13 protein-coding genes, 1 pseudogene and 1 riboswitch are annotated in these 17061 nt (G+C 73.5%); of the genes and pseudogenes, 10 read left to right on the top strand and 4 right to left on the bottom strand.

Going from position 1 to position 17061, the window contains the following annotated elements:
• Positions 1-221: 221 nt before the first annotated feature.
• Complete coding sequence (locus ABZZ20_RS27450) at positions 222-1820, bottom strand: ABC-F family ATP-binding cassette domain-containing protein (RefSeq protein WP_356874044.1); 1599 nt, start codon at positions 1818-1820, stop codon at positions 222-224.
• Between the two features lie 366 nt (positions 1821-2186).
• Between ABZZ20_RS27450 and ABZZ20_RS27445 the strand changes: the two are divergent.
• Both ABZZ20_RS27445 and ABZZ20_RS27440 read left to right on the top strand, forming a co-directional pair.
• Positions 2187-2401, top strand: a pseudogene (locus tag ABZZ20_RS27445) (neutral zinc metallopeptidase); the annotation flags it as partial.
• A gap of 81 nt (positions 2402-2482) precedes the next feature.
• A complete protein-coding gene (locus ABZZ20_RS27440) occupies positions 2483-2878 on the top strand; it encodes a VOC family protein (RefSeq protein ID WP_356874042.1) in 396 nt (131 codons plus the stop codon).
• 52 nt (positions 2879-2930) lie between these two features.
• Here the strand turns inward: ABZZ20_RS27440 and ABZZ20_RS27435 are convergent, their stop codons facing one another.
• Together ABZZ20_RS27435 and ABZZ20_RS27430 are read right to left on the bottom strand one after the other, a co-directional pair.
• Complete coding sequence (locus tag ABZZ20_RS27435; RefSeq protein WP_356874099.1) at positions 2931-4325, bottom strand: hypothetical protein; 1395 nt, start codon at positions 4323-4325, stop codon at positions 2931-2933.
• 207 nt (positions 4326-4532) lie between these two features.
• Positions 4533-5663: an alpha/beta fold hydrolase gene (locus ABZZ20_RS27430; RefSeq protein ID WP_356874040.1), complete on the bottom strand. Its 1131-nt coding sequence runs from the start codon at positions 5661-5663 to the stop codon at positions 4533-4535.
• A 361-nt stretch (positions 5664-6024) separates the two neighbouring features.
• Between ABZZ20_RS27430 and ABZZ20_RS27425 the strand changes: the two genes are divergently transcribed.
• The 7 genes from ABZZ20_RS27425 to ABZZ20_RS27395 all read left to right on the top strand — a co-directional run bounded on the left by ABZZ20_RS27425 (position 6025) and on the right by ABZZ20_RS27395 (position 14694).
• The gene (locus ABZZ20_RS27425) at positions 6025-7326 is read left to right on the top strand and encodes an inorganic phosphate transporter (protein ID WP_356874038.1); all 1302 of its coding nucleotides are present in this window, start codon (positions 6025-6027) and stop codon (positions 7324-7326) included.
• A 28-nt stretch (positions 7327-7354) separates the two neighbouring features.
• Positions 7355-7576, top strand: coding sequence for a hypothetical protein (locus ABZZ20_RS27420; protein ID WP_356874037.1), 222 nt, complete (start codon positions 7355-7357; stop codon positions 7574-7576).
• Positions 7577-7678: 102 nt separating this feature from the next.
• Positions 7679-7830: riboswitch (cobalamin riboswitch) on the top strand.
• A gap of 38 nt (positions 7831-7868) precedes the next feature.
• Entirely contained in the window at positions 7869-8828 is a 960-nt protein-coding gene (locus tag ABZZ20_RS27415; protein WP_356874035.1) for a cobalamin biosynthesis protein, read from the top strand.
• Entirely contained in the window at positions 8825-10345 is a 1521-nt protein-coding gene (locus ABZZ20_RS27410; protein WP_356874033.1) for a cobyric acid synthase, read from the top strand. Before ABZZ20_RS27415 ends, ABZZ20_RS27410 begins: the two co-directional genes overlap by 4 nt.
• Positions 10346-10529: 184 nt before the next feature.
• Positions 10530-12671: a putative cobaltochelatase gene (locus ABZZ20_RS27405; RefSeq protein WP_356874031.1), complete on the top strand. Its 2142-nt coding sequence runs from the start codon at positions 10530-10532 to the stop codon at positions 12669-12671.
• Entirely contained in the window at positions 12671-13270 is a 600-nt protein-coding gene (cobO, locus tag ABZZ20_RS27400; RefSeq protein ID WP_356874029.1) for a cob(I)yrinic acid a,c-diamide adenosyltransferase, read from the top strand. The genes ABZZ20_RS27405 and cobO overlap by 1 nt, the downstream gene beginning before the upstream one ends.
• Complete coding sequence (locus ABZZ20_RS27395) at positions 13264-14694, top strand: cobyrinate a,c-diamide synthase (protein ID WP_356874027.1); 1431 nt, start codon at positions 13264-13266, stop codon at positions 14692-14694. The genes cobO and ABZZ20_RS27395 overlap by 7 nt, the downstream gene beginning before the upstream one ends.
• A 2-nt stretch (positions 14695-14696) precedes the next feature.
• Here the strand turns inward: ABZZ20_RS27395 and ABZZ20_RS27390 are convergent, their stop codons facing one another.
• Positions 14697-15422 carry a ZIP family metal transporter gene (locus tag ABZZ20_RS27390; protein WP_356874025.1) on the bottom strand — a complete coding sequence of 242 codons (726 nt, stop codon included), beginning with the start codon at positions 15420-15422 and terminating at the stop codon, positions 14697-14699.
• Between the two features lie 86 nt (positions 15423-15508).
• On the opposite strand from ABZZ20_RS27390, the gene cobC reads away from it, so the two are divergent.
• The gene (gene cobC, locus ABZZ20_RS27385) at positions 15509-16939 is read left to right on the top strand and encodes an Rv2231c family pyridoxal phosphate-dependent protein CobC (RefSeq protein ID WP_356874023.1); all 1431 of its coding nucleotides are present in this window, start codon (positions 15509-15511) and stop codon (positions 16937-16939) included.
• Positions 16940-17061: the final 122 nt, after the last annotated feature.

The raw sequence follows: 17061 nt of genomic DNA, 5'->3' as shown, positions 1-17061 counted from the left end.
GCATGACGTCCGTCACACTTCTCCGCACCCTCGGGGAATCACCAGGTCAGAGGCCGGAACGGGAAAGACGACGGCCCCGGCGCCGCGCCCGGGCGGGCACGGCCGGGGCCGTCGTACAGAGCGCAGAGGTACGAGACGGTCTCACTCAGATGATGGATCACGTCTGAGCCGAATGATCCATAAGGAACTGGATCAACGCACCGGGCCGCCCTCGGGTGACGTCAGGCGAGCGCGACCAGGTCCCGGTAGTCCGGTCCCCACAGGTCCTCGACACCGTCCGGGAGCAGGATGATCCGCTCCGGCTCCAGCGCCTCGACCGCACCCTCGTCGTGCGTGACGAGGATGACCGCGCCCTTGTACGTGCGCAGCGCGCCCAGGATCTCCTCGCGGCTGGCCGGGTCCAGGTTGTTGGTGGGCTCGTCGAGGAGCAGCACGTTCGCCGAGGAGACGACCAGCGTGGCCAGGGCCAGCCGGGTCTTCTCGCCGCCGGAGAGGACCCCGGCCGGCTTGTCCACGTCGTCGCCGGAGAACAGGAACGAGCCGAGCGTCTTGCGCACCTGGACCAGGTCCAGGTCGGGCGCGGCGGAGCGCATGTTCTCCAGGACCGTGCGCTCGGGGTCGAGCGTCTCATGCTCCTGGGCGTAGTAGCCGAGCTTGAGTCCGTGGCCCGGGGTGACCTCACCCGTGTCCGGCTTCTCGGCGCCCGCGAGCAGCCGCAGCAGGGTGGTCTTGCCGGCGCCGTTGAGGCCCAGGATGACGACGCGGGAGCCCTTGTCGATGGCCAGGTCGACGTCGGTGAAGATCTCCAGGGAGCCGTACGACTTCGACAGGCCCTCGGCGGTCAGCGGGGTCTTCCCGCAGGGCGCCGGGTCCGGGAAGCGCAGCTTGGCGACCTTGTCGGAGACGCGGACGGCCTCCAGCCCCGACAGCAGCCTTTCGGCGCGCTTGGCCATGTTCTGCGCGGCGACGGTCTTCGTCGCCTTGGCGCGCATCTTGTCGGCCTGGGAGTTCAGGGCGGCGGCCTTCTTCTCCGCGTTCTGGCGCTCACGCTTGCGGCGCTTCTCGTCGGCCTCGCGCTGCTGCTGGTAGAGCTTCCAGCCCATGTTGTAGACGTCGATCTGGGAGCGGTTGGCGTCCAGGTAGAAGACCTTGTTGACGACGGTCTCGACCAGGTCGACGTCGTGGGAGATGACGATGAAGCCGCCGCGATAGTTCTTCAGGTAATCCCGCAGCCAGACGATCGAGTCGGCGTCGAGGTGGTTCGTCGGCTCGTCGAGGAGCAGGGTGTCGGCGTCCGAGAAGAGGATCCGGGCCAGCTCGACGCGGCGGCGCTGGCCACCGGAGAGGGTGTGCAGCGGCTGGCCGAGCACCCGGTCGGGCAGGCCGAGGGCGGCCGAGATGGTGGCGGCCTCCGATTCGGCGGCGTACCCGCCCTTGGTGAGGAACTCGGTCTCCTGGCGTTCGTACTGGCGCAGCGCCTTCTCACGGGTGGCGCCGGAGCCGGTGGCGATGCGCTCCTCGTTCATCCGCATCTTGCGCAGCAGCACGTCGAGACCGCGGGCGGAGAGGATCCGGTCGCGGGCGAGCACGTCGAGGTCGCCGGTGCGCGGGTCCTGGGGGAGGTAGCCGACCTCGCCCGAGCGGGCGATGCTGCCGGCGGCGGGCTGCCCCTCGCCCGCGAGGCACTTGGTGAGGGTGGTCTTGCCCGCTCCGTTGCGGCCGACCAGGCCGATGCGGTCGCCCTTGGCGACACGGAAGGAGGCGGACTCGATGAGGACGCGGGCGCCGGCGCGCAGCTCGATGCCGGTGGCGGTGATCACGGAAATACTCCAGGGCGGTGGGGACGGCGGAAGGGGGGCAGGACGCGATGCTTCGACGCCGCTAATCCGCGAGGAGATTTGCCATGGGATTCATTCTACCGGGGGTCCGCAACTAGTTATGAGGCCGTCGGGCCCCTGCTGCCGGGGGCCACGGCCGGGGCGCAGACCAGGGCGGACCGGGTGATACGCGCCGCACGCGCGACCGCCCTCGTTCCACGAATGGAGGGCGGTGCGGGGCAGTTCGACGGCGCCGAGCTGGACACTTCCGAGGTCAAGGACGTGCGCGGCAGCCGCGTCCCGGGCGATCGGTCGGTGAGGTGCAGCGGGCTGTCGGACCGGCAGGCAGGCGAACGCCCGGGAGGACGGCTGGACCTGGGCTTCTTCGACGACCCGCGGACACAGTTCGGCGTGAGCGGCGGACCCTTCGCCCAGGCGCACGTGGTCGCCCACGAGCACGGGCAGGGTTCCACGGCCGGGTGGCCCCGGAGTCCTGGACCCACGGCTCGGCCCGGCAGCGCCGAGCAGTGGTTCTCCAGGGCTACCGCACGGGCGACATGGCCCAGTGCAACACCTTCGGCTGACCGCCTTCCCCCGGACCGTCACGGACGCCTGCCATGCTGTGCCGTGGGTCACATTCGCGAGCACGAGAAGGAGTGATCGTCATGGCAGGCGTTCCGTCCATCTTTCCGACCCTGCTCTACCGGGACGCCAAGGCGGCGATCCAGCTGCTGACGGAGGCGTTCGGATTCACCCAGGTCGCGGTCTACGAGGGGGACGACGGCGTCGTGATGCACGCGGAGCTGGCGTACGGGACCGGCGCGGTGATGCTCGGTAGCAAGGGCCGCGGCGGCACCTTCGACAAGCTGATGGAGCATGCCGGCCCTGCCGGGATCTACGTCGTGGTCGATGACGTGGACGCGCACCACCGCCGGGCCGTCGAGCACGGGGTGGAGATCGCGATGGAGCCCACCGACCAGGACTACGGCTCGCGGGACTACATGGCCCGCGACGCGGAGGGCAACGTCTGGAGCTTCGGTACGTACGCGCCGCAGGTCTGACTCCCCCGGTCGCCCGGGAGGCGCCCCTGCGGCGCGTCCGTCCGTACGGGTGCTACGCGCCGCCGGTGTGGACCTGGAAGGCGGCCCGGCGGACCGCCTTGGCCAGGGCCGGGTCGGGGTGGGCGGCGGCCAGCGCGACCAGGACCTGCACGGTCCGCGGATGGCCGACCGCGCGGACCTCGTCCAGCAGTCGCGGAACGGTGGTGCGGACCGCCGAGTCGAGGTGGCGCGCCAACAGGTCCGCCTCACCGTGGTCGGCAATGGCGGCCGCGGTGTCCACCCAGAGCCAGGTCGACTCCTCGGCGGTCAGTACGTCCTGGGCCTCGTCGGGGTCCACGCCGTCGTGCTCGGCGAGCCACAGGAGGGCGTAAGGCCTCAGCGCGGGCTCGCGAACGGCGGCGCGCACCTCGGGTTCAGCGGGGGCACCGACCACGCGCAGGGCCTCGAAGGCGAGGCCGCGGAGCAGGGCGTCCTCGCCGCGGGCGGCGTGCAGCAGCTCGCTGACGGCGTGGCCGACGGGCCGGGCGGCGAGCCAGGCCCGGTACTCGGCGCGGGCCGGTCCCGGGGTGAGGCGGGCACAGCCGTGCAGCATCGCGGCGGCGGACTGCTCGATGTTCCCGGCGGGGCTCTGCGCGGCCACGCAGATCTGCTCCAGCTTGACCCAGACGGCCCAGCTGCCGAGCGGGGTCAGGGCGGCCTGTGCGGGACCGAGGGTGACGGCGTCCACGGCGGCGAGCCCCCCGAGTGCCCAGCGCAGCAGCCGGGCGAGCGGGACGGCCGTCGCGGTGGCGGCGTGCCCGTTCGCCTCGGGGGCGGTCGCTCCCGCGGTGGCTGCCGTGTCTACGGTGGCTGCCGCCCCGTCAGGGTCCGCGGTCTCGCCCGGCGCGGCGTCGTAGGGGACCTCGCACCGCTCGTCGCGCAGTTCGGTGACCCGCTGGTCGAGCAGGTCCAAGAGGTCCGGAACGGTCACGGGACCGGCGGACAGCTGGAGCAGCGACAGCAGTTGGGGCATCGCCTCGACCACTTCGGCGACGACCGCGGTGGCGATGTCGGCGGGGGCCGGGTGGACGAGGGACCAGGCGTCGAACAAGGCGACCCAGCCGCGCAGTACGGCGGTGTCGTCACGATCCCAGGCGCGCAGCCGCCAGCCGGGCCGGGCGTGGCCGCCGTGCACTTCGACGAGACCGGCGAGGCGGGCGCGGTCCCAGCCGACCCGGATCTGCCCGTGGGTCAGGTTCAGTTCGCCAGCGGCCCGTTCGACGTCGGCCGCGGGCAGCGCTCCCGCCGGGGCGGGTCGACCTCCGTCGCCCGCGCCGAGGTTGCGCTCGGCCCAGCGGGCGAGCCGTACGGCGTCGGCGAGCGAGGCCCGGGCCCGGTTCGCGAGTTCGGCCGTGGCTGGGGTGCCCGCCGGGGGTCGGGAGGCGGGTCGGGCACGTCGGTCGGTCACCGCCTTGCGGGCCGCGGCAACGGAACGCGGGGAGACGAGTCGGAGTCTGGAGTCGCGAGCCAACTGCTCATCAGGCTTTCGGGACGTCACGGATGCAGTCTCGCCCGTCACCGGCCGAAAGCCCAAACGGAACCAGCCATTATCGATGGTCACCCTAGGGACAGACCAGGGCAATGCGCCCTCTGCGCCCCCTCCGCCACACGGCCTTCACATAAGAGGGGTCAGAAAGCGCCTCAGGGCCTCCTCGTACCCGGCCGGATCCGCGTTCCACATCGCCCCGTGCGGGGCTTCGCGGACGGTCTTCAGGGTGACGAGGTCGGGCCGGGCGGCGGCGAGCCGGCGCGAGGGTCCCCAGGGGGCCAGCGCATCGTCCGGGCCGTGGAAGATCAGGACGGGGACGCGCAGCGCCGCGGGGTCCGCCCCCGGAGCCCGGTGGTCGGCCCGCAGCCCGGCGCGCCCCTCGGCGGCGCGCACCGCGAGCGGCAGCAGCGCGGCCGGGGTGCGGTGCGCGGCGACGAGCGCGCGCAGGGTGGCGTGCCAGTCGAGCACCGGCGAGTCCAGCACGAGCCCGGCGATCCGGTCGGCGAGCGCCGAGCGCTCGGCGGCGTGCAGGGCCATCGCGGCCCCGGTGGACCAGCCGTGCAGGACGACGCGGCGGGCACCGTAGCGCAGGGCGTAGCGGATGGCGGCGTCCACGTCCCGCCATTCCGATTCGCCGAGGTGGCCGAGGCCGTCCGGCGAGGCGGGTGCGCCGAGGTCGCCCCGGTAGGCGAGGGCCAGCACGGGCATCTGCTGGCGGTGCAGGAAGGGCATGACCACCATGGGGTGCTCGCGGCTGGCGCCCAGCCCGTGCACGGCGATCACCCAGGTGTCGCGGGCCGCGGGCACGAACCACGCGGGCAGGGCGCCGAGCTCTCCGGGGACGTCCACGTCGGCGTGGTCGAGCCCAAGGGCGGTGCGCGGGTCGCCCAGGTGGACCTGGGGCGTGAGGGCGACTCGGGTCCCGATGTCGAGGCTGCCGTGCGTGACGGCGAGGAGCCGGCGCACGACGGTGTCCGGGCCGGTCGCGGCCCCGTCGAGGACGGAGCCGACCACGGCGTGCACCCCGGGGGCGTCCAGTCCGTACGTACCGGGGCGCAGGGAGGCCAGTGAGCGGGTGAGCTCGACCTGCCCGGCGTCGGCGGCGTGGACGCTGAGCCGCGGCTCGCCGGGCAGTGGGCGGCCGGGTCGGTGCCGCAGGGCGGCGTCGGCGGCGTATCGGCCGGCCGCGACCGCGGCCGCACCGGCACCGATCAAGGTGGTTGCGACGGCCGCGGCCGTCACTGTGGCGGTACGCACCGCTCCAGTGTCGAGGCGCGAGCCCGGACGGGCCACTGGAGCGGAACGCTCCGCATACCGCCGGGACGGCGTGTGCAGGTATCGGGAAGAGGTCCGGGGGTGCCGGCGAGGCGGGCGGGAGAGTGATCTAGATCTCTTCCGAGATCCGCGCGAGGGGACCGGAGGGCCCCGGGCCTCCTGCGGAGGGGTTCGTTCACCCCGCTTTGACGTGCATTAATCGATGTATCGACGGCTAAAACGGGATGAAGCTCCCGATGGGATGCCGAGCCAGTACACCGCTCCGCCCGAGTCAGTTCATCTTCTGTTCACCCAGGTTGCCTACGGTCGCCGAGCCACTGACGCCAAACAGAAGCCTGGGTAAATGGAGCACATAACGCTTCTCCTCGGGATCGTGATCATCACCGCTCTCGTGTTCGACTTCACGAACGGTTTCCACGACACAGCCAACGCGATGGCTACCACCATCTCGACCGGCGCCCTCAAGCCCAAGACGGCGGTGGCCATGTCCGCCGTGCTCAACCTCGTCGGCGCGTTCATGTCCGTGGAGGTCGCCAAGACGATCTCCAAGGGCCTGGTCAACGAGGAGGGCATCCAGCCAGAGGTGATCTTCGCCGCCCTGGTCGGCGCGATCCTCTGGAATCTCGTCACCTGGCTGGTCGGACTCCCCTCCAGCTCCTCCCACGCCCTCATGGGCGGTCTGATCGGTGCCGCGGTCGCCTCGGCCGGCCTGGACGCGGTCAACGGCAGCGTCCTGGTCACCAAGGTGCTCATCCCCGCGGTCGCCGCTCCGATCGTGGCCGGTGCGGCCGCGATGCTGGCCGCCAAGGTCACGTACAAGATCGGTGGCAAGCTCGGCGGCAAGACCGCGACCAAGGGCTACCGTGCCGGGCAGATCGCCTCGGCCGGTCTCGTCTCCCTCGCGCACGGCACCAACGACGCGCAGAAGACGATGGGCATCATCACGCTGGCGCTCGTCGCCGGCGGTGCACTGGAGTCGGGTGCCAACCCGCCGGTCTGGGTCATCGTCTCCGCCGGCATGGCCATCGCGCTGGGTACCTCCCTGGGCGGCTGGCGCATCATCCGCACCATGGGCAGCGGCCTGACCGACCTGCAGCCGCAGCAGGGCTTCGCCGCCCAGACCGCGGCCGCCAACGTCATCCTGGCCTCCTCCAGCCTCGGCTTCTCCCTCTCCACGACCCACGCGTGCTCCGGCGCCGTCATGGGTGCGGGTCTGGGCCGCAAGGGCGGTGTGGTCCGCTGGTCCACCGCCACCCGCATGTTCATCGCCTGGGGCCTGACCCTGCCGGCCGCCGCCGTGGTCGCCTCCGGCGCCGAGCTGGTCATGCGCACCGGTGACATCGGCATCGCCGCCGTCGCGGTCTTCCTGATCGGCTCCTGCGTCGCCATCTGGGTCATCTCGCGCCGCCAGGTCGTCGGCCACCACAATGTCAACGACGTGGAGCCGACCGCCGCCGAGGAGCCGGGTGTCGTCACCACGGCCATGGCCGCCGTCGCCGTCCCGCCGACCGTGGCCGCCGAGGCCACTGCCGCCGGTACCGCCTCCACCGCCGCCGCGGCCTCCGCCGTGACGGACGAGGAGCTGAAGGCCACCATCCCGGCGGCCGCACCGACGACCCCCGCGGCTCCGGCCGCCGCGGTCTGACCCCGAGAACGACAGAGGAATCCGCAGCATGAAGATCGACTGGGCAGCACTCGGCTCCGTCTTCGGAGTCAGCCTCTCCGCCACCGTCGCGCTCGTGGCCCTGTTCACCCTGGGCCTGGTGGGCCTCTCCAAGCACGAGGCCGCCACCGAGCAGGGCGGCACCGCCACCCTGGCCCGCAGCGGCGCGTACGCCTGCTTCGCGGTCGTCGCAGCGGCCGTGACATACGGGATCTACCTGATCGTCAGCTGAGCTATCCACGCACGGCGCACGAAAGCTCCCTCCGGGTTTCCCGGAGGGAGCTTTCCCGTGTGCTGTGACCTGCCTCGCCGCAGGTCAACGGCGAGTTGACGGGCGTTCGCGGTGCGTGGTGGACTGCCCGAGCCAATACGGCGGCATGGAGAGGAAGTCCGGTGCGAATCCGGCGCGGTCCCGCCACTGTCACCGGGGAGCACGCGAGACGTGCGTCCCGGGAGCCAGGAACTCCCACCGCCGGACACGTCGAACCAGGGCGCGGACCCTGAGTGAGGACATACCTGCCACCATGCGTGCCGATCGCGTCTTCGCGTACGGCGCCACGGCGGGCCTGATCGGCGACCGGATCTTCGGTGATCCGCGCCGAGGGCACCCCGTGGCCGCCTTCGGACGAGCCGCCGCCGCCGTCGAACGCGCCCTGTGGCGCGACGACCGCGCCCGGGGCATCGTCCACACCCTCATATGCGCCGGAGGCGCTGCCGCCGTCGGTGTGCTGGGCGCGCGCGCCGTGCGCTCCCGGCCCGCGGGCGCCCGTATCGCCCTGACCGCGGCGGCCACCTGGGCCGTCGTCGGAGGGACCTCGCTGGGCCGGGAGGCCCGCGCCATCGGCGGCGCGCTCGCTGCCGGGGACGCCGAGGTGGCCCGGGAGCGGCTGCCACACCTGTGCGGGCGCGACCCGCAGTCCCTGGACGAGCAGCAGATGGCCCGCGCCGTCGTGGAGTCGGTCGCCGAGAACACCTCCGACGCCGTGGTCGGTGCCCTGGTGTGGGGCGCCGCCGCCGGCGTCCCCGGGCTGCTGGCCTTCCGCGCCGTGAACACCCTCGACGCGATGGTCGGCCACAAGTCTCCGCGCCACCTGCGCTACGGCTGGGCCTCGGCCCGGCTCGACGACCTCGCGGGCTGGCCGGGCGCCCGGCTGACCGCCCTGGCCGCAGTGGTGGCCGGCCCCGACCGGCGCGGAGCCGTACGGGCCTGGCGCGCGGATGCCGCCCGGCACCCCAGCCCGAATGCCGGGCCGGTGGAGGCGGCGTTCGCCGGTGCCCTCGGCGTACGGCTGGGGGGCACCCTCGCGTACGGGGGGCGGGTCGAGCACCGGGCCGTCCTGAACGGCGGGACGGGACGGCCCGTGGAGGTCGCGGACATCGAACGGGCGGTGCGGCTGTCACGACAGGTGACGTGGCTGGCATGGGGAACCTGTGTGGCACTGCGCTGTGCGGTGTCACGTCGGTCGCGGAGGGGACGCGCATGAGCGGCGGAAAGCGGGGCGGGGGACTCCTCGTCGCCGGCACGACATCGGACGCGGGCAAGAGCGTGGTCACGGCGGGCATCTGCCGTTGGCTGGCCCGGCAGGGCGTGAAGGTGGCGCCGTTCAAGGCGCAGAACATGTCGCTGAACTCGTTCGTGACGCGCGAGGGCGCCGAGATCGGGCGCGCACAGGCCATGCAGGCGCAGGCGGCCTGCGTGGAGCCGACCGCATTGATGAACCCGGTGCTGCTCAAGCCCGGCAGTGACCGCAGCAGCCAGGTGGTGCTGCTGGGCAAGCCGGTGGGCGAAATGAGCGCGCACGGCTACCACGGCGGGCGCCAGGAGCAGTTGCTCGGCGTCGTCACGGACTGCCTGGAGCAACTGCGGGGCACGTATGACGCCGTGATCTGCGAGGGAGCGGGCAGTCCGGCCGAGATCAACCTGCGCCGGACCGACATCGTGAACATGGGCATCGCGCGGGCCGCGCGGTTCCCGGTGGTCGTGGTCGGGGACATCGACCGGGGCGGTGTCTTCGCCTCGTTCTTCGGGACGACGGCGCTGCTGTCGCCGCAGGACCAGGAGCTGATCGCGGGCTACCTGGTGAACAAGTTCCGCGGGGACGTCTCGCTGCTGGAGCCCGGCATGGACATGCTGCGCGGGCTGACGGGGCGGGCGACGTACGGCGTTCTGCCGTTCCAGCACGGGCTGGGCATCGACGAGGAGGACGGCCTGAGGGTCTCCCTGCGGGGCGCGGTGCGCGAGTCGGTGGTGGCGCCGCCGGTCGGCGAGGACGTCCTACGGGTCGCGGTGTGCGCGGTGCCGCTGATGTCGAACTTCACGGACGTCGACGCCCTGGCTGCGGAGCCGGGCGTGGTGGTGCGGTTCGTGGACCGGGCCGAGGAGCTCGTCGACGCCGACCTGGTCGTCGTACCCGGGACGCGGGGCACGGTGAAAGCCCTGGAGTGGCTGCGCGAGCGCGGGCTCGCGGACGCGCTGGCGCGGCGGGCTTCGCAGGGCCGCCCGGTACTGGGCATCTGTGGCGGGTTCCAGGTGCTGGGCGAGCACATCGAGGACGAGGTCGAGTCCCGGGCGGGCTCGGTGGACGGCCTCGGCCTGTTGCCGGTGCGCATCCGCTTCGAGCGGGAGAAGACCCTGGCCCGGCCGGAGGGTTCGGCGCTGGGCGAGTCGGTGACGGGCTACGAGATCCACCACGGGGTGGCCGAGGTCCTGGGCGGGGAGCCGTTCTTGGACGGCTGCCGGGTCGGCTCGGTGTGGGGTACGCACTGGCACGGCTCGCTGGAGTCGGACGCCTTCCGTCGGGCCTTCCTGCGCGAGGTGGCCTCGGCCGCGGGCCGCCGGTTCGTCCCGGCCCCGGACACCTCGTTCGCCGCGCTGCGCGAGGAGCAGCTCGACCTGCTGGGCGACCTGATCGAGGAACACGCCGATACGGACGCGCTGCTGCGCCTGATCGAGGGCGGGGCTCCGGCGGGCCTGCCGTTCCTGCCGCCGGGCGCGCCGTGACGGCCCCGGCCGTGCTGAGGGGGAACATCCCCGCTGTCACGGGGAGCAGAGCAGGAGCCCGTTCAGGTGCTCGTGCAGGAGCGGGACATCCCCGCAGATCCGGGGAGCGAGCACCAGGCCGGGCGAGCCGCTGGCACTTCGGCACCGATATCCATCGCAAGCCACTCGAAGGAGTGACCGTCTCATGAGCAGCGCCCACTTTCCGTTCTCGGCCGTGGTCGGGCAGGACGACCTGCGGCTGGCACTGCTGCTCAACGCCGTGAGCCCGGCGGTCGGCGGCGTGCTCGTGCGCGGCGAGAAGGGGACCGCCAAGTCCACCGCCGTCCGCGCGCTGTCCGCGCTGCTGCCGCAGGTGGACGTCGTCCCCGGCTGCCGGTTCAGCTGCGCGCCCGACGCGCCCGACGCGGCCTGTCCCGACGGCCCGCACGAGCCCGGCGAGGGCACGGCCCGCCCCTCCCGAATGGTCGAGCTGCCGGTCGGCGCCTCCGAGGACCGCCTGGTCGGCGCCCTCGACATCGAACGGGCCCTCGCCGAGGGTGTGAAGGCCTTCGAGCCCGGCCTGCTCGCCGACGCGCACCGCGGGATCCTGTACGTCGACGAAGTGAACCTTCTCCACGACCATTTGGTGGACGTACTTCTCGATGCCGCGGCCATGGGCTCCTCCTACGTCGAACGCGAGGGCGTCTCCGTCCGCCACGCCGCCCGCTTCCTGCTCGTCGGCACGATGAACCCGGAAGAGGGCGAGTTGCGGCCCCAACTGCTCGACCGGTTCGGGCTGACCGTGGAGGTCACCGCCTCGCGGGAGCCCGCCCAGCGCGTCGAGGTGGTGCGCCGCCGGCTCGCGTACGACGACGATCCCGCGGGCTTCGCGAGCCGCTGGTCCGAGGACGAGCACGAGGTCCGGGCCCGGGTCGTGGCCGCGCGCGCCCTGCTTGCGAAGGTCGTCCTCGGTGACACCGCCCTGCTCCAGATCGCCGCGACCTGCGCCGGCTTCGAGGTCGACGGCATGCGCGCCGACATCGTGATGGCCCGGACTGCGACGGCGCTGGCCGCCTGGGACGGACGGACCGAGGTGGTGAAGGCGGACGTGCGCCGGGCCGCCCTGCTGGCCCTGCCGCACCGCCGTAGGCGCGCCCCGTTCGACGCGCCCGGCCTCGACGAGGACAAGCTCGACGAGATCCTGGACGGGTTCCCCGACGAGGAGCCGGACCACGACCCCGAGCCCGACCCCGGCCCCGAGGGTCCGGACGACGGCGGCCCCGACGGGGGCGGCGGCGTGCCGCCGCAGGCGGGTCCCGAGGATCCGGCGCAGCAGCCGGAGTCGGAACCGCCGGCGGAGTCGCAGCCGGAGTCGCAGCCGGAGCCCGGCACCGACGGGCAGGCCCCCGAGCCCGCCCGGGCCGACGCGGGCGAGCAGCCCGGGCGGGCGGACGCGCCCGAGCAGGCCGCCGTACGAGCCACCGCGCCGTTCCGGACCAAGGTGCTCAGCGTGCCGGGGCTCGGCGAGGGCGCGTCCGGACGGCGTTCGCGCGCCCGCACGGCACACGGCCGGACCACCGGCGCCCAGCGCCCCCGCGGCCAGCTAACGAAGCTGCACCTCGCGGCGACCGTCCAGGCCGCCGCCCCGCACCAGAAGGCGCGCGGGCGCAGCGGGCGCGGGCTCGTCGTCCGCAGGGACGACCTGCGGCAGGCCACCCGGGAGGGCCGCGAAGGCAACCTGGTCCTCTTCGTCGTCGACGCCTCCGGCTCCATGGCCGCCCGACAGCGCATGAGCGCCGTCAAGGGCGCGGTGCTCTCGCTGCTGCTGGACGCCTACCAGCGCAGAGACAAGGTGGGCCTGATCACCTTCCGCGGCTCCGCCGCCGAGCTGGCGCTGCCGCCCACCTCCTCGGTGGACGCGGCCGCGGCCCGGCTGGAACGGCTGCCGACCGGCGGACGCACCCCGCTCGCCGCCGGGCTGCTCAAGGCCCACGACGTACTGCGGATCGAGCGGCTGCGGGATCCGAGCCGCCGGCCGCTGCTCGTGGTCGTCACCGACGGGCGGGCCACCTCCGCCGGTTCCGTCGGCGGCCGACAGGGCGGCACGCCGCGCGAGCTGGCCGGGCTCGCCGCCCGGCTGCTCCGGGCCGAGGGGGTCGCCTCGGTGGTCGTGGACTGCGAGTCGGGGCCGGTCCGGCTGGGGTTGGCCGGCGAACTGGCCGCCGACCTCGGCGGGCCCGCCGTCACGCTCGACGGGCTGCGGGCCGACTCGCTGGCCGGGCTCGTGAAGAACGTACGTACCGCGACGACTTCACCGTCGCACCACACCCACAGGAAGGCCGCGTAATGCCGCAGGGACAGCCGACCGTCGTTCCGGACGACGGACTCACGACGCGCCAGCGCCGCAACCGCCCGCTCGTCTTCGTCCACACCGGCCCGGGCAAGGGCAAGTCGACGGCGGCCTTCGGGCTGGCGCTGCGCGCCTGGAACCAGGGCTGGTCGATCGGGGTGTTCCAGTTCGTCAAGTCGGCGAAGTGGAAGGTCGGCGAGGAGAACGCGCTCAAGGTCCTCGGTGCCTCCGGCGAGGGCGGCCCGGTCGCCTGGCACAAGATGGGCGAGGGTTGGTCCTGGGTCCAGCGCGATGCGCAGCTGGACAACGAGCAGGCGGCCAAGGAGGGCTGGGAGCAGGTCAAGCGCGACCTGGCCGCTGAGACGCACAAGCTGTACGTGCTGGACGAGTTCGCGTACCCGATGCACTGGGGTTGGATCGACGTCGACGAGGTCATCGAGGTGCTGCGCGACCGCCCCGGCACCCAGCACGTGGTGATCACGGGGCGCAACGCGCCCGAGAAGCTGCTGGAGTTCGCGGACCTGGTCACCGAGATGACCAAGGTCAAGCACCCGATGGACGCCGGCCAGAAGGGCCAGAAGGGCATCGAGTGGTGACGTCGCTCCCCATTCCGCGCCTGGTCATTGCCGCGCCGTCCTCCGGCAGCGGCAAGACCACGGTCGCGACGGGCCTGATGGCGGCCTTCTCGGAGCGCGGCCTCGCCGTGTCCCCGCACAAGGCCGGGCCCGACTACATCGACCCGGGCTACCACGCGCTGGCCACGGGCCGCCCGGGGCGCAACCTCGACGCATTCATGTGCGGGCCGGAGCTGGTCGCCCCGCTGTTCGTGCACGGCGCGTCGGGGTGCGACCTCGCGATCGTCGAGGGCGTGATGGGGCTCTACGACGGGGCCGCGGGCCAGGGTGAACTGGCGTCGACGGCGCAGGTGGCGAAGCTGCTGCGGGCGCCGGTGGTGCTGGTGGTCGACGCCTCGTCGCAGTCGCGGTCGGTGGCGGCACTGGTGCACGGCTTCGCGTCGTTCGACCCGCAGGTGCGGCTGGGGGGCGTGATCTTGAACAAGGTCGGGTCCGACCGCCACGAGGCGATGCTGCGGGAGGCCCTGGAAGAGGTGGGGATGCCGGTGCTGGGCGTCCTACGGCGGGCTCCGCAGGTGGCCGCGCCGTCACGACACCTGGGCCTGGTGCCGGTGGCCGAGCGACGCGCCGACGCGCTGGCCGCGGTGGCGTCCTTGGCGGAACAGGTGCGCCAGGGCTGCGACCTGGACGCGCTGATGGCCCTCGCCCGCACGGCCCCCGCATTGGCCTGCGAGGCCTGGAGTCCGCAGCGGGCCCTGCTCTCCGGCCCCGGCCCCTCCCGGAACCGGGCTCCGCTCGGACCCGGGTCCCAGTCGCCGGCGGGGCCGGGTTCGCCCGGCCGCCCCATCGTCGCCGTCGCCGGGGGCGCGGCCTTCACGTTCTCCTACGCCGAGCACGCCGAGCTGCTCGGCGCCGCGGGCGCCGAGGTCGTCACCTTCGACCCGCTGCGCGACGAATCGCTGCCACCCGGCACCACCGGCCTGGTGATAGGCGGCGGTTTCCCCGAGGTGTACGCCCCCGAGCTCGCCGCCAACGAGCCCCTGCGGGGGGCCGTCGCCGGCTTCGCCGCAGCCGGCGGGCCCGTTGCCGCCGAGTGCGCCGGACTGCTCTACCTCGCGCGGTCGCTCGACGGGAAGCCCATGTGCGGGGTCCTCGACGCCGACGCGCGGATGTCGGAGCGCCTGACCCTCGGCTACCGCGAGGCCGTGGCGGTGTCGGACAGTGCCCTCGCCGCCGCCGGGACCCGGCTGCGTGGGCACGAGTTCCACCGGACGGTGATCGAGCCCGGCGCGGGTTCGACCCCCGCCTGGGGGTTCACGCACCCCGAACGCCGGGTCGAGGGCTTCGTCCGGCAGGGCGTACACGCCAGTTATCTGCACACGCACTGGGCGGCGGAGCCCTCCGTCGCCGGCCGCTTCGTGGAAGCCGCGGCAGCGCACCGGTGAGATCAGTCCGCGAGGCCCACCACCAGCCAGATCCCGGCCACCCCGCCCACCGTGCACAGGAGCGTGGACAGAGCGGGGTGCGTGTGGTGCGCCTCGGGCAGGATCTCGGCGGCGGCCAAGTACAGCAGGGCTCCGCCGAAGAAGCCGAGGTACGCCGCGAGCGGTTCCTCCGGAAGGGTGAACAGCACAGTGGACGCCGCGCCCACCACGGGGGCCAGGGCGTCCGCGTAGAGCATCATCAGGGCCCGGCGGCGGGCGTGCCCGTACAACCGGGTGAGCGTGTACGTGTTGAACCCGTCGGCGAAGTCGTGCGTGACGACAGCCAGCGACACGGCCACGCCCATCCCCTCGCCGACCTGGAAGGCCGCACCCAGGGCCACTCCGTCGGCGAGGCTGTGGCAGACCATGGCCGTGGCCGCCGTCATCCCGACCTGGGGGGCGCGGCCCCCGTTCTCGGCGCCGTGCGCGGCCTGACGCACCGCCAGCAGGCGTTCTCCGACGTGTGCGACCAGGAACCCGGCCACGAAGAGCAGCAGGGCGAGCGGGACGCCGAACACCTCGCCGCCCGCCGCGTGCAGGGACTCGGGGAGCAGGTCCAGGCCCACGACGCCGAGCATCAGCCCGCCGGCCAGGCCCAGCACGAGGTGGCGGCGGTCGGTGACGCGTTGCGCCGTCCATCCGCCCGCCAGGGTCATCAGGAACGCGCCCAACGCCACGATCACGGCCATGTGCCCCTGAATACCGACTGTCGGCCTTCCGCGCACGTCTGCGTGCGGGCCGCGGTCCACGAAGCATTGACGACGACGGAGGGGGCTTGATCCCGGTGGGCGAGTACGCGACACAGGTGGTGGTCGGGGTCGGCGGACGCGCGGGGGTTTCCGTGGCGGAGGTCTGTGCCCTGGTCGAGGAGACGCTGCGGGGGGCCGGATTGGCCGTCGGCGCAGTGAAGGCGCTGGTCACGGTGGAGTCGAAGGCGGGCGAGGCAGGGATCGCGGGCGCGGCGAAACGATTCGGCGTGCCCTTGCTCAGCTACCCCGCCGAGGAACTGGCTGGCATCGTCGTGCCGCACCCCTGCGACACGGTGCGCGACGCCGTTGGGACCTCCTCGGTGGCGGAGGCCGCGGCGCTCGCCGGCGGCGGGGAACTCCTCGTGCCCAAACGCCGGTCGGTGGCGGCGACCTGCGCCGTGGCCACCGCGCAGGCCCACGACCTGCGCCACCACGGGGACGCGGAGGTGCTGGACGCCGGCGGCGCGCTGGTCGACCTCGCGGTCAACGTACGGGCGCACACCCCGCCGGACTGGCTCAAGCAGCGGATCGCGGCTTCGCTCGACGGTCTCAGCGCGTACCCCGACGGGCGGACCGCCCGCGCGGCGGTGGCGGCTCGGCACGGGCTGCCGGCCGATCGGGTGCTGTTGACGGCGGGGGCGGCGGAGGCGTTCGTACTGATCGCGCGCGCCCTGGGCGCGCAGCGGCCGGTCGTGGTGCACCCGCAGTTCACGGAGCCGGAGGCGGCGCTGCGCGACGCGGGGCACACGGTGGAGCGGGTGGTGCTGCGCGCGGCGGACGGGTTCCGGCTGGACCCGGCGGCGGTCCCGGAGGAGGCGGACCTCGTGGTGGTCGGCAACCCGACCAACCCGACGTCCGTCCTGCACCCGGCGGCCACACTGGCCGCGCTGGCCCGGCCGGGCCGGATCCTGGTGGTGGACGAGGCGTTCATGGACGCGGTTCCGGACGAGCGGGAGGCGCTGGCCGGGCGGACGGACGTACCGGGCCTGGTGGTGCTGCGGAGCCTGACCAAGACGTGGGGGCTGGCGGGGCTGCGGATCGGGTACGTGCTGGCCGATCCGGAGGTGATCGCGAAGCTGGCGGCCGCACAGCCGCTGTGGCCGGTGTCCACGCCGGCACTGGTGGCGGCGGAGGCCTGCATGACCCCGGCGGCGTTGGCGGAGGCGGAGGCCGCGGCCCGGCAGATCGCGGTCGACCGGGCCCATCTGCTGGCCGGGATCGCAGAGTTCGAGGAGATCGCGGTGTCGGGGGTGGCGGAGGGGCCCTTCGTCCTGATCCAGGTGGCGGGCGCGGCGGAGGTCCGCACCCGGCTGCGTGCCCTCGGCTTCGCGGTCCGCCGCGGGGACACCTTCCCGGGCCTGGACGCCTCCTGGCTCCGCCTGGCGGTCCGCGACCGCGCGACGACGGGCCGCCTCCTCCAGGCCCTGGACCACGCCCTCACCCTGACCGCGCGGTAGCCCGGGGCCTTCCCCGGCCCGTGCCCGGCCCGTGCCCGGCCCACCCCTGGTCTGCTTCCTGGCTGCCCGACGGGCCCTCTGACCTGCGGCGCTGCGATATATCCGGACGGGTTGGCTCCGAT

The sequence above is a fragment of the Streptomyces sp. NPDC006430 genome (genome assembly GCF_040612395.1).
Lineage (GTDB): Bacteria > Actinomycetota > Actinomycetes > Streptomycetales > Streptomycetaceae > Streptomyces.
The sequence above is the reverse complement of the archived record's forward strand: the minus strand, read 5'-3'. Positions and strand labels throughout refer to the sequence as shown.